Source organism: Flavobacterium zhairuonense (genome assembly GCF_004352915.1).
In the GTDB taxonomy this organism is placed as follows: Bacteria; Bacteroidota; Bacteroidia; order Flavobacteriales; family Flavobacteriaceae; genus Flavobacterium; species Flavobacterium zhairuonense.
Genome location: NZ_SJSY01000073.1, coordinates 244,335 through 257,693 on the forward strand (window position 1 = coordinate 244,335; position 13,359 = coordinate 257,693).

At 34.4% G+C, this 13,359-nt stretch carries 12 protein-coding genes; 9 read left to right on the forward strand and 3 right to left on the reverse strand.

All coding sequences use genetic code 11. The features are described from left to right. Positions 1-8 precede the first annotated feature (8 nt). Positions 9-1,427 (reverse strand): MBL fold metallo-hydrolase, encoded by a 1,419-nt coding sequence (locus EYY60_RS13280; protein WP_132989798.1) that lies wholly within the window; start codon positions 1,425-1,427, stop codon positions 9-11. A 224-nt stretch (positions 1,428-1,651) separates the two neighbouring features. Here EYY60_RS13280 and EYY60_RS13285 point away from each other — a divergent pair, with 224 nt between their 5' ends. The 4 genes from EYY60_RS13285 to EYY60_RS13300 all read left to right on the forward strand — a co-directional run bounded on the left by EYY60_RS13285 (position 1,652) and on the right by EYY60_RS13300 (position 5,631). Beyond that, positions 1,652-2,242 carry an HD domain-containing protein gene (locus EYY60_RS13285; protein WP_132989799.1) on the forward strand — a complete coding sequence of 197 codons (591 nt, stop codon included), beginning with the start codon at positions 1,652-1,654 and terminating at the stop codon, positions 2,240-2,242. A gap of 385 nt (positions 2,243-2,627) precedes the next feature. Continuing rightward, positions 2,628-3,974 carry a cytochrome ubiquinol oxidase subunit I gene (locus EYY60_RS13290; RefSeq protein WP_132989800.1) on the forward strand — a complete coding sequence of 449 codons (1,347 nt, stop codon included), beginning with the start codon at positions 2,628-2,630 and terminating at the stop codon, positions 3,972-3,974. Positions 3,975-3,976: 2 nt separating this feature from the next. Further along, complete coding sequence (gene cydB / locus EYY60_RS13295) at positions 3,977-5,053, forward strand: cytochrome d ubiquinol oxidase subunit II (RefSeq protein WP_132989801.1); 1,077 nt, start codon at positions 3,977-3,979, stop codon at positions 5,051-5,053. Between the two features lie 194 nt (positions 5,054-5,247). Further along, entirely contained in the window at positions 5,248-5,631 is a 384-nt protein-coding gene (locus EYY60_RS13300) for a hypothetical protein (protein ID WP_132989802.1), read from the forward strand. 270 nt (positions 5,632-5,901) lie between these two features. Here the strand turns inward: EYY60_RS13300 and EYY60_RS13305 are convergent, their stop codons facing one another. Both EYY60_RS13305 and EYY60_RS13310 read right to left on the reverse strand, forming a co-directional pair. After that, entirely contained in the window at positions 5,902-6,687 is a 786-nt protein-coding gene (locus EYY60_RS13305; RefSeq protein WP_132989803.1) for a sulfite exporter TauE/SafE family protein, read from the reverse strand. Positions 6,688-6,859: 172 nt separating this feature from the next. Next, on the reverse strand, positions 6,860-7,507 hold the full coding sequence (locus tag EYY60_RS13310; protein ID WP_132989804.1) for a Crp/Fnr family transcriptional regulator: 648 nt from the start codon (positions 7,505-7,507) through the stop codon (positions 6,860-6,862). A 466-nt stretch (positions 7,508-7,973) separates the two neighbouring features. On the opposite strand from EYY60_RS13310, the gene EYY60_RS13315 reads away from it, so the two are divergent. The 5 genes from EYY60_RS13315 (at position 7,974) to EYY60_RS13335 (ending at position 13,315) form a co-directional block, all read left to right on the forward strand. Continuing rightward, positions 7,974-8,285 (forward strand): rhodanese-like domain-containing protein, encoded by a 312-nt coding sequence (locus EYY60_RS13315; protein ID WP_132989805.1) that lies wholly within the window; start codon positions 7,974-7,976, stop codon positions 8,283-8,285. 77 nt (positions 8,286-8,362) lie between these two features. Continuing rightward, complete coding sequence (locus EYY60_RS13320; protein WP_132989806.1) at positions 8,363-9,943, forward strand: NADP-dependent glyceraldehyde-3-phosphate dehydrogenase; 1,581 nt, start codon at positions 8,363-8,365, stop codon at positions 9,941-9,943. 254 nt (positions 9,944-10,197) lie between these two features. Further along, positions 10,198-12,069 carry a M1 family metallopeptidase gene (locus EYY60_RS13325; RefSeq protein ID WP_208749475.1) on the forward strand — a complete coding sequence of 624 codons (1,872 nt, stop codon included), beginning with the start codon at positions 10,198-10,200 and terminating at the stop codon, positions 12,067-12,069. A gap of 91 nt (positions 12,070-12,160) precedes the next feature. Continuing rightward, on the forward strand, positions 12,161-12,559 hold the full coding sequence (locus tag EYY60_RS13330) for an ACT domain-containing protein (protein ID WP_132989807.1): 399 nt from the start codon (positions 12,161-12,163) through the stop codon (positions 12,557-12,559). 144 nt (positions 12,560-12,703) lie between these two features. Next, on the forward strand, positions 12,704-13,315 hold the full coding sequence (locus EYY60_RS13335; RefSeq protein WP_132989808.1) for a hypothetical protein: 612 nt from the start codon (positions 12,704-12,706) through the stop codon (positions 13,313-13,315). The last annotated feature ends 44 nt before the right edge of the window (positions 13,316-13,359 follow it).

Sequence of the window (13,359 nt, forward strand, 5' to 3'; positions counted from 1 at the left end):
AAAAAAAATTATGCTTTTAATGTTTTGCTCTGACAAACAAAATCTGATTTTGGAACATTAGTTTTAGAAATCGCTCCGAAACCACCTTCAACTTCAGAGAAATTTCTGAAACCTCTCGCTTGCAAAATCGAAGCCGCAATCATGCTTCTGTAACCGCCAGCGCAATGTAAATAAAAATGCTCATTTGGATTAATATCTTTTACCCAATCATTTATATAAGCCAAAGGTTTGCTGTAAGCTTCGTCAATATGTTCTGCTTCATATTCCGTTTCTTTACGGATGTCTATAACTTTATCTTCGCCAAATTTAAATTCGTTCGCAAATTGTTCAGCAGTAATTCTATTTACAGTATCGATTTCAAAACCTGCTTTTTGCCAAGCTTCAAACCCGCCTTCTAGATGGCCGATAATTGTGTCAAAACCAACACGACTCAAACGTGTTACGGTTTCTTCTTCCATTCCAACAGTCGTAACCAATATAATTGGCTGTTTTACATCTGCAATTAAAGTTCCAACCCACGGAGCAAAATCTCCGTTGATTCCTATATTAATAGATTGCGGAATAAATCCTTTACTGAAATCAGCAGCACTTCTAGTATCTAAAATCAAAGCGCCAGTTTCTTCCGCAACTGCTTCAAATTCTTCTGCTTTTATGGTTTTCATTCCATTGTGTAAAACAGTTTCAAAGCTTTCATAACCTTGTTTGTTCATGGCTACGTTCATGCTGAAATAGGCTGGAGGAGGCAATAATCCGTCAGTAACTTCTTTGATGAATTCAGCTTCGGTCATATTAGCGCGCAAAGCATAATTAGTTGCTTTTTGGTTTCCAATAGTCGAAACGGTTTCTTTGCTCATGTTTTTTCCGCAAGCACTTCCAGCACCATGAGCAGGATAAACGATTACGTCATCAGCCAAAGTCATGATTTTATCTCTTAGCGAATGAAATAAAATTCCAGCCAATTGATCTTGTGTCATTCCGGCTGCTTTTTGAGCTAAATCAGGACGGCCAACATCTCCAATAAATAAAGTGTCTCCAGAGAAAATTGCGTGATCTTTTCCGTTTTCGTCAATTAATAAAAAAGTACTGCTTTCCATAGTATGTCCTGGAGTGTGCAAAACTTTGATTGTCACTTTACCGATTTTGAATTCCTGTCCGTCTCTTGCAGAAATGCAGTCAAACTCGCAAGTAGCATTTGGTCCGTAAACAATTGGCGCTCCGGTTTCTTTGCTTAAATCAACGTGACCAGAAACGAAATCGGCATGGAAATGGGTTTCAAAAATGTATTTCAATTTAACCTCATCGCGTTCAAGGCGATCTAAATAAGGCTGAATTTCGCGCAACGGATCTATAATTGCCGCTTCGCCATTTGAAGTGATATAGTATGCACCTTGCGCAAGGCATCCGGTGTAAATTTGTTCAATTTTCATGATTTGGAAATCTAAAATATGGAACACAAAGGTAAGTTTGTTTTTTCGTAAAATAGGTGACTAATGTTACAGAAATTTGATTTCTACGAGAAAAAAATGAATTCATCACATAAGTGATATAAGTAAATTTAAGATACATTATATTTTGCTTCGTGCTAAAATGAACTTATATAGCTTATATGGTGAAAAACTGCGTAATTTTGCAATGCACGAAAATTATGGTTATGAACACAACAGATTTATTAGATCAAATTGCTTTTATAAAAGAAATTGATAAAGTAAAATACATTCAGCGCAAAACAAAGCTTTTCAACAGCGACCGATGTGAAAATGATGCAGAACACAGCTGGCATTTGGCCTTGATGGCAATTGTTCTCGCAGAACATTCAAATGAGCCGATTGATGTTTTGAAAGTCGTAAAAATGGTTTTGATGCACGACATTGTAGAAATTGATGCCGGAGATGTTTTTTTATATGATACAGCAAAAAATCATGATAATACAGATGAAGAACGTTTAGCCGCAAATCGAATTTTTGGTTTGCTTCCGCAGAAACAAGCGGAAGATTTTATTTCCATTTGGGAAGAATTTGAAGCCGGCGAAACCAATGAAGCCAAATTCGCAAAATCAATGGACAGACTTGAACCATTATTGCAGAATACATCAAACAATGGTGGGACTTGGAAAGAGTTTGGAGTGAAATACGATAAAGTTTACGAAAAGAAAAGTGTTATCAAAGAAGGTTCAAAATCGATATGGAATTACGCCGAAGGTTTGATTAATGAAAGCGTTGAAAAAGGAATTTTGAAGAAATAATTAAACAGAACCACATAATCAAATATAGCCCGTGGTTTCAACCACGGGGGGCAATGAATATCACCATACGTTTCCCGTGGTTGAAACCACGGGCTATGTTTGAGGATGCAAATCTATACACAATATTGTCATTTCGACTGAAAGGAGAAATCACACGCGGAATTCCGCAAAGAATATCGCCAATCTTTGTCGAGCTACGAGTGTGATTTCTCCTTTCAGTCGAAATGACAAACTTTGGTGGAAGATCATAAAAATAGAAGTGTTATTCACACTCTTAAAATTGTTGAAAAGTTTCACAAATATCTAGCGATAAACTTTTTTTTAAGAGTGACATTTCGGGTTGTAATGGTTAAATTTGTTGAACTTCATAAAACAAATACCACTTATGGAAGAAATGCTCTTTTACGACCGAATGCAATTCGCCTTCACGATTACTTTTCATTATCTTTTTCCACAACTTACAATGGGCCTTTCACTCATCATAGTTTACTTCAAGTGGAAATATCTCAAAACTAAAGACGAACAATACAATCACGCCACTCATTTTTGGATGAAGATTTTTGCCCTCAATTTTGCAATGGGCGTGGTAACTGGAATCCCAATGGAGTTTCAATTTGGAACCAATTGGGCGAAGTTTTCCGAATTAACGGGAGGAATCATCGGGCAGACTCTTGCCATGGAAGGCATGTTTTCTTTCTTTTTAGAATCGTCTTTTCTGGGTTTGTTTTTATTTGGAGAAAAACTCCTTGGACATAAATGGCATTTTGTAACCGGATTATTAATCATGATTGGTTCTTGGGCCAGCGGATTTTTAATCATCGCCACGCATTCCTGGATGCAGAATCCTGTTGGTTATGAAATCTTGGAAAACGGAAAATTTGTTCTGAATAATTTTCAGGCTTTGTTTTTAAACCCTTGGCTTTGGCCTTCTTATTTGCACAATCAAGCGGCTTCTTTGGTAACAAGTTCTTTTGTTGTTGCCGGAATTGGAGCTTTTTATATTTTAAGCAAAAAAAATGTTTCTTTCGGGAAATTGTTCTTAAAAACAGGAGTGATTTTCGGATTGATTTCGAGCATTTTTGTAGCAGTTCCAACAGGAGATTTAGCAGCAAAAAATGTGGTGAAATACCAGCCAGTAACTTTTGCAGCTATGGAAGGAATTTTTCATACAGAAGAAAAAGGTTCTGAAATTGTTTTAATTGGCCAGCCGAATGTAAAAGATAAAAAGCTGGATAACAAAATCGCGGTTCCAAATATTTTGAGTTTCCTGACTTACGGAAATTGGGATCAGGAAATAAAAGGTTTGGATCATTTTGAAGAAGATTTACATCCAACAAATATTTCCGGATTGTATTATGCATATCATATTATGGTTGGACTCGGAACTGTGTTTATTGGCTTAATGATTCTCTCACTTTTTCAATTAATAAGAGGAAAATTATTTGAAACCAAATGGATTTTATGGTCGCTCATGTTTATGATGCCGTTCCCCTACATAGCCAATACAACAGGCTGGTACACTGCCGAATTAGGAAGACAGCCTTGGCTGGTTTATAATTTAATGCGAACTGCTTCCGGCGCTTCACCAACAGTTTCTTCGGGAAATACTTTGTTTACTTTATTGGGATTCATTGGGTTGTATCTTTTACTCGGAATGCTGTTTTTGCTTTTGGTTGGAAAAATTATCAATAAAGGACCTCATCAAGTGGAACTTTCAACAGAAAAAATATAAGTATGGAATTTTTTTGGTACGTAGTTTTAATGGGAATTCTAGCTGTTTATCTGGTTTTAGACGGCTATGATTTTGGTGCAGGAATTATTCATTTATTTTTTGCCGATACAGAAAAAGATAAAAAAGCGATCACAAATGCAATTGGCCCTTTTTGGGATGCTAATGAAGTTTGGTTGATTGCGGCCGGAGGGGTTTTATTCTTTGCTTTTCCGACTTTATATGCATCTTCTTTCAGCGGATTTTATTTGCCTTTGATTATGATTTTATGGCTTTTGATTTTTCGCGCCATCGGATTGGAAATGCGCGGGCAGGTACACAATCCTATGTGGGAAGCGATTTGGGATAAAGCTTTCGGAATTGCGAGTTTGCTTCTGGCTTTATTTTTCGGAATTGCTTTGGGAAATATCGTACGCGGAGTAAATCTCGGAATGGTAGAAAACGGTGTTTCAACACAAGAACCGCATTTTTTCTTTCTGCCTTTATGGAATCCAACTTTTAGTCCGCAAGCAAGTGAATTGGGAATTATAGATTGGTTTACCATTTTCTTAGGAATTGTGAGCACAGTTGCCTTGACTATTCACGGCGCCAACTGGATTATTTATAAAACAAATTCTGCCCTAAATCCGAAACTTAAAAATGTAGTTTTTAAACTGAATTTTGTTTTGCTTGTTTTGGTTTTTATTTCACTAGGAATTTGGCATTTTATAGAACCTCAACCGTTTCATAATTTTATAGAAAATCCAATTTTGTGGTTTTTTCCTCTAATGACTTTTGTTGGAATTGCAGGATTATTCAAAGTTCGTTCCTTTAAAAAAGACGGTCACGGATTTGTGTTTTCGACCTTATTTTTAGTGGGAGGATTTGCTTCAACAGCTGTTTCGATTTTCCCGAATGTTTTGCCTTCAACTAATAATGTAAATCCGTCTTTGACAATTTACAATACAGCAGCGCACGAATATGGTTTAAATGCCGGATTGAGCTGGTTTTTTGTCGCTTTGTTTTTGGTGATTGTTTATTTTATTATTCAGTATCGCGTTTTTAGCGGGAAGATGGATGATATTGGGTATGGGGAGCATTGAGTTTTTTTGCCACTAATTACACTAATTTTCACGAATTAATTATATCAATTGTCTCCAGTTTTAACTGGAGGTTTTTGTTTGGATTTGAATTGAGCTTTAGCCAAAACTGTAAAGTTTGGCTAAAGCCTTTTATTTATATAGATTTGTTTACCTCCAGCTAAAGCTGGAGGCAATTGATAAAAAAATAGAATTCATTGAAAAAAGAAGATTTTTGGTTTTCAGATAAACAATTGAAAAAGGCTTTACGCATTGTTATAGCTATTTTTGCAATTTTTCTTTTCGTTAGGTCATTTATTATAGATACAGATAAAAAAAGACACAATAATGGACTCAAAAGTATTAAGGAAGAAAGTTTTCAAGGAGTTGTAGTTGATAAAGGATTTGAAAAACTTAATCATAATGCGTCAATGATTTATTTAAATGATGAAACTAAGTTTGCCGTTTTTGGTCAGTTTTGGCCAAAAATTAAGATAGGAGATTCTGTTGTAAAGAAAAGTGGCGAAACAATTATTACGGTTTATAGGAATAATGAGAAGTTTATATTAGATAATAAAGAAATATTTGACTCTTTTAAATAATAAAATGGGAGAGTCTAGGATTATACGATTTTGCGTTAGGGATAGAAGCGAGATCTCCCGATTTAGAAAAACAAGGGTTTTTGTCTTAGTTTTTATTAATCGGGAATTTAGCGGATAGCCCGTTTGCCGTGGCGAAAACATCCCAAAAAACACAAATCCGCTTATTCCCCAAAACAAACGGATTTTCTTAGTTTCTGCCTACAAGTAAAACTAAATTCAAAATATTAAAAATCTGCCCAGATCTGCTAAATCTGCGTGAAACAATAAATTCTAAAATAAAACCTCTTTTGTAATAATATAAAATCCCATTACGAGAACAAACCAACCGAAAAGCGGTTTTAGTTTTGCTCCGTCGATTTTTTTAGAAAGCTGGCTTCCGATAATCATTCCGAGAAGCGCCATTCCTGAAACACCTAATAAAAATGGATAATTAATTGGAGTTCCAATGTATAAATCGCCTGCAAAGCCAATTGAAGAGTTTATTGTAATAATTAAAAGAGAAGTCCCAACGGCTTGTTTCATTGGCAATTTAGCAAAAAACAAAAGTGCGGGAATAATTAAAAATCCGCCTCCGGCTCCAAGAAATCCCGTTACAATTCCAACTAGAAAACCAATTATGCTTAACTGAAAATAATTTGTTTCGGCATTTTTTATTTCTGGCTGAGGTTTCTTGATCATCGAAATCGCCGCGGTAATCATCAAAACCGAAAAGACAATCATGATCAGAAAATCTTTTGATACCGAATACGAAGCGATTGAAAACAGGGTAGAAGCAATTTGTGGAAATATAACTTCACGGATAATCAAAATCGAAATCACAGAAGGAATTGCAAAATACAAAGCCGACTTTAATTTTAAATTTCCCATTTTGTAATGGCTGTAACTTCCGGAAAGCGCTGTTAATCCAACAATAAATAAAGAGTAAGAAGTTGCCTGCTCTGGATTTACTTTAAACAAATACACTAAAATTGGAATAGTCAAAATCGATCCGCCACCGCCAATTAAGCCCAGCGAGATCCCGATTATGATTGAAGCAAAATAGCCTAAATATTCCATTGCATTTATTTTGATGCAAAGTTGCTTCGGAAATTAGAAACTTACAGTAACATTTATCACAGAAGGGACGAAATAAAATTTACCATTAAGATATTAAGCTAATTAAGCTTAACTTTCTTTTTATAGCATCGCTAGAGAAAATTAAGCGTTGTAACTTAATTAACTTAATATCTTAATGGTTCAAAAAAAACTTCGTGTTTAATAACTCAATCTGGTTTCGGTTGAGTTTGACCAAACCGCGTTGTTCCATTTTTTTTAATAATCTCGAAACAACTTCTCTTGACGTATTTAATTCGGTTGCGATTTCTTGATGTGAAAGTTTGACTTCAGAACAACCGCAAGCATCAGAATGTCTTTTCAAATAAAATTCCAAACGTTCATCCATAGATCGGAAAGCAATATTATCAACAACTTCCAGAACTTCTTCAAAACGACTTCTGTAGGTTTCGATAACAAATTCATACCAAGATCGGTGTTCCATCATCCATTTATCCATCAATTGTAGCGGAATCATCATGACAGTTACATCTTCAACAACTTTAGCCATGATTTGGCTTTTTTCGCTTTTGGCAGTGCAAATCATCGAAATGGCACAGGCTTGCCCGGGTTGCAAATAATACATTAAAAATTCGCCTCCATCTTCGCCTTCGCGGTAAATTTTGATTTTTCCTTTTAGGATCAAAACCGTGTTTTTGATGTATTGTCCCGTACGCATTAAAATGGTTCCGGCCTCAAAGTTTTGCTGGCTTCCGTTTTCTTCAATTGTAGCAACGAGTTCATTGGAGAAATTAGGAAAGATATTTTTTACGGAGTTTTGCATGGATTATTTTTTTTGCCACGAATTGCACAAATTTTCACTAATTGATTTGGTGTCTGCTTTGCTCTTGATGGCGAATATTTTTTAAATATTTTACCTTTTTCGGTGTGTGTGTTTTGTTTTGTTGCCAAAACATTATTTTCTACACTTTAATTTGTGGAAATTTGTGCAATTCGTGGCTAATGTTTTTGTCAAAATCGAATTAAAAATTGTAATTTTTTACAAAGATAATAGATTCATGTGGTATAAATTATCAGGAATTGGTATTTGAGTTGTATTTTATGCAAATGAATAAATCCTAATTTTCTATCGATTTTGTAGAGTGAATTTTTAAAAATAGTAACTAAATTTGTAATTCACTGATTATAATCCTTTCTCTAAAACGTTTTCTGAGAATAATAATCGAAATCGCATTTGGTACGTTTTTTATAAATAGAAACGTCGTAATTTTACAAAAACACATAATACTATGAATTTATCACAAGAAGATTGGGTTGCTCAGTTAAACGCTGACGAAAATGCAGTTATACTTGATGTAAGAACTGAAGACGAATTTAATGATGGCTATATTGAAAATGCTGTAAACATTGATATCAATAAAGGTCAGGCTTTTATTTATGAAATTGAAGAATTAGATAAAAACAAAAATTATTATGTGTATTGCCGTTCTGGTGCGAGAAGCGCCAAAGCATGTCAGATAATGAACGAATTAGGGATTGAAAATGCCTACAATCTGCTTGGTGGTATACTGGACTGGGAAGGAGATACCGTACAACCATAAAATAGAAGAAGAGGCGCATAAAAGCCTCTTTTTTCGTTTAAAATGCTATTAATAACCAAACTATAAATTACCAGATCATGAGTTTAATACCAGAAGAATATCAGATCAAAAGTCTGATAAACCAAGATACCTATCTTGTAAATGGAGAACTGAAAAAATGGACAGGGCAAACTACGCCAGTATTTTCGACAATTTCTTCTACAGAAAAATATACGCCAACTTTATTAGGATCGATTCCGTTTATGGCAGAAAAAGAAGCGGCCGAGGTTGTTGAAGCTGCAAATGCGGCTTATGATAAAGGACAAGGTTTATGGCCAACAATGAAGGTGGCTGACCGCATCAAATGCATGGAGAATTTCGTTAAACAAATGAAAGAAACCCGTGAGGAAGTAGTCAAACTTTTGATGTGGGAAATTGGAAAAAACCTTGGCGATTCGCAAAAAGAATTTGACAGAACGGTTGAATATATTTACGATACCATTGCCAGCTATAAAGAATTAAACGGACGCAGTGCACACTTTGAGAAAGTACAAGGCGTAAATGCCATGATTCGCCGTGGACCTCTAGGAGTTGTTTTATGTCTTGGACCATATAACTATCCATTAAACGAAACTTTCTCTTTATTGATTCCGGCCTTGATTATGGGTAATGCTGTGATCTTCAAACCTGCAAAACATGGTGTTTTATGTATTTCGCCATTGTTGGAAGCATTCAGAAGCAGTTTTCCAAAAGGCGTTATCAATATCGTTTACGGACGTGGAAGAGAAGTAGCTTCGCCAATTATGAAATCTGGAAAAATTGATGTTTTGGCATTAATTGGAAACAGCAAATCGGCGATTGCACTTCAGGATCAGCATCCAAATAAAAACAGACTTCGCTTGATTTTAGGTTTAGAAGCAAAAAATCCAGCAATTATTCTTCCAGATGCCGATTTAGATTTGGCTATTCAGGAATGTATCGCAGGAACTTTATCTTTTAATGGTCAACGTTGTACAGCATTAAAAGTTTTATATGTTCACGAATCAATCAGAGAAGAATTCAACAAACGTTTCGCTGAAAAAGTAGACAGTTTAGGATTTGGAAATCCTTGGGAAAAAGGAGCTTCATTGACGCCGCTTCCGGAGACTGACAAACCTTCATATATTCAAGGATTAATTGATGATGCAAAACACAAAGGTGCACATATCATAAATGAAAAGGGAGGAAAACATACAGAAAACTTTATTTTCCCGGCAGTTTTATATCCAGTAAATAAAGAAATGAGAGTGTATCACGAAGAACAATTTGGTCCAGTAGTCCCAATTATTTCTTTTAAAGATATCAACGAACCTCTTGAAGATATGGCCGAATCAAATTATGGCCAGCAAGTAAGTTTGTTCGGAAAAGACATTAAAACTTTGGCACCACTTATTGATGCTTTGGTAAATTTAGTTTGTAGAGTAAACTTGAATAGCTCTTGCCAAAGAGGACCAGATGCGTTTCCATTTACTGGACGTAAAGACTCTGCTGTAGGAACATTAAGTATTCCAGATGCTTTGCGTTCTTTTTCAATTCGTACGTTCGTAGCCTCAAAAGATATCGCTTATAACAATGAAATTTTGCAGGAATTGCTAAACAGCAAAGAATCAAATTTCATTAATACCGATTATATTTTGTAGTTATTAAGGTTATATATTAATTGTAGGAGATCCGTCTTTTTCTTTTGAGAGAGACGGTTTTTTTTTTTTGGAAGGAGCTAAGGGACAAAGGTTCTGAGGTGCTAAGGTTTTAATTCTTCGCCTTCGCTCAGCATCGCAAACTTGAAACCTGAAACTTTGAAACTTTGAAATTTTTCTAACTCTATTGTAACAATAAGTTAAAAAAATCCACTAATATTATATCGAAATAAAATCATCAAAATCTTAAAACAATTATGAGAACAAAATCAATGCAGTTTTTGTTAATTGCTTTGGCTTTTTTTGCGCAAAATGCCTTCGCGCAAGAACTTTATATGCCTAGAAATATAAAAGATGCTTATGCAAAAGGAACTCGTTCTATGGACGGAAAACCTGGTAAAAATTATTGGCAGAATCACGGTAATTACAACATGGAAATTACAGTAGATGCCAAAACAAAAATGGTTAGTGGTACTGAAACTATTGTTTATGAAAATAATAGTAATGATACCCTAAGAAATCTTAAAATTAGATTTGTCAATAATCTTCATAAGCCTACTTCTCCACGCGGAGGAAGTGTAAGTGAAGATTTTTTAAGTAACGGACTTACGATTACGTCTCTAAAAATTGAAGGAGAAGTATACAAAGAAGATGCAAGAAGTTGGGGAACTATTGGGAGTGTTAAAATGAAAAAAGCACTTGTGCCACATTCTAAAATTACCATTGATATTGATTGGAATTATCCATTATCTAAAGAAAGCGGGAGAGAAGGTCAAATTGACGAAACTACTTTTTTTGTTGCCTACAGTTATCCTAGGGTCTCTGTTTTTGATGATTACAATAAATGGGACATGCTTCCTCATACAGACCGTCAGGAATTTTACAATGATTTTAATGATTACACTTTTTCAGTAAAAGCTCCAAAGAATTATGTGGTTTATGCTACAGGGGATTTACTGAATCCAGATGAGGTTTTACAACCAGAATTTGCAGCGCGTATTAAAAAATCTTACGTAACAGATGAGGTGATGCATATTGCAAATGAGCAAGAAATGAAAAACGGTTTGGTAACGAAACAAAATGATTGGAACATTTGGAAATTTGAAGCAAAACATATTTCGGATGTTTGTTTTGGATTAAGTGACCATTATTTATGGGATGCGAGCAGTGTGGTTGTCGACAAAAAAACAAATCGACGTGCAAGTGTTCAGGCAGCTTACGATGTAAAAGGAACAGATTTCGTGAATTCGATTAAAAACAATCAATACGCTTTAGATTTCTTTTCAAATAATTGGCCTGGAGTTCCGTATCCATTTTCTAAAATGACCGCTTTTCAAGGTTTTGCCGATATGGAGTATCCAATGATGTGCAACGATTCACAAATGGGTGATCCAGTTTTTGCACAGTTGGTTCAGGATCATGAAGTGGCACATACTTATTTTCCGTTCTACATGGGAATTAATGAAACGCGTTATGCATTTATGGATGAAGGTTGGGCAACTACTTTTGAATATTTAATTGGAATTTCAGAACATGGTAAAGAAGCTGCAGATAAATTTTATAAAAGTTTTAGAGTGCAGCAATACATCACCGATTTATCTACAGAAGAGGATCAGCCTATTATTTCAATGTCATCTCAACTTTCAGGCCCAGGTTATGGAAACAATTCATACGGAAAACCTTCACTTTCATATTTAGCTTTGAAAGATATGTTAGGGGATGATTTATTCAAGAAAGCTTTACATGCTTATATGGAAAATTGGAACGGAAAACACCCAATTCCTTGGGACTATTTCAATTCGTTTAATACAGCTACAGGAAAAAATCTGAATTGGTTTTTCAATAATTGGTTTTTCACAAACAATTATATTGATCTTTCAGTTAAAGAAGTAAACAAGAATAAAGTTTCAATTGAAAACGTAGGAGGTTTTGCCGTTCCGTTTGATATAGTAGTAGTTTACACGGATAATTCAGCTGAAACAGTACATCAAACTCCTGCAGTTTGGGAGAAAAATCAAAAAATGGCAGTAGTTTTTCTAAAAACTAAGAAAGAAATTAAACAGATTACTATTGATGGCGGTATTTTTATGGACGCATCACCTACAAATAATTTTTGGTTGAATAAATAATCAAAATTAATTAAACCGTCTTTTGGATCTAGAAAAGACGGTTTTGTTTTATATAAGAGTTACTAAGAATTAATTTTTAAAATAAAGGAAAATGTCTGGTGAAAGAGATTTGCAAAAGTTGCTTAAAACAATGCGACCGGTACATAATTCTGGCAATTATGTTTTTTGTAAAGTAGAAAAAGTAGGCAACATAAATTTAGATCAAGTAGTAATGTTCTTCAAAGAGAACGAAGCTATTACGCTTGTTCTTAAAGAAGAAACTGCTATAGAATTGCAATATGAGTACACTGTAATAATGTCCTGGATAACACTTTCGGTGCATTCTTCTCTCGAAGCTGTTGGATTAACAGCGGCGTTTTCTAATGCACTGTCAAATGCGGGAATAAGCTGTAATGTTGTCGCAGCATATTATCATGATCATATTTTTGTTAGTAAACAAGATAGCGATAAAGCAATGGAAATTCTAAATTCTTTTTCCAATCAAGAATAAATTTATTTCATATTTAAATTGCTCATATAAAACTGCTTCAAAAATGGAGCAGTTTTTTTTTACTGATTATTGTGGGAAACCGTAATCATTAAAATAATTAATTCGCTAAGTTTGCGGAAATTTTAAAAAATAAACCCCAAACCAATGAAAAATTATTTTATTCTTGTTTTTATACTGTTTTCAATAAAAAATATAGCACAAACGGATATTAAAAGTAAGTTTCAGAAAAACAAATACGATTTGGCTGTTTCCTATTATAAAAAGGAAGATTTTAAAAACGCATTAGATTTATTTGTTATTGCATCGAAAATTAAACCAGAAAATGAAATAGGAATAGAATCTAGAAAAAAGGCAGATGCATTAAAAACTATTTTGCGAGATGATGCTTTAAATTATCTTGTTGGCACTTGGAAAATGGCCGGGGATAAGCCTACTTGGGCCCAAATTAAAGGTACAGATAAAACAGAAGTTGAGGAAACAGTTGAAATAAACAAGGATAAAATTTTGTTTTATGAAACTGACAAGAAAACGCAGCTCAAAAGACTGATTAAAACAGAAGATGTAAAGTATTATGAAAAAGATGCCTCAGATGCAGCATTTTCAGATATTATTCTTTCTGACGGAACTATTTGGAGTTGTCTTTTGAATAAAGAAACGAATGTGCTTCATGTAATAAATATTGGAAAAAAAACAGAAACTGGCGTCAAAAAAATTACCAGTGATAATGAAGAAGCATATTTTGTCAAAGTGAAATAAAAAAAGGGAATCAATATTTGATTCCCTTTTTTTATGTTTTGAAA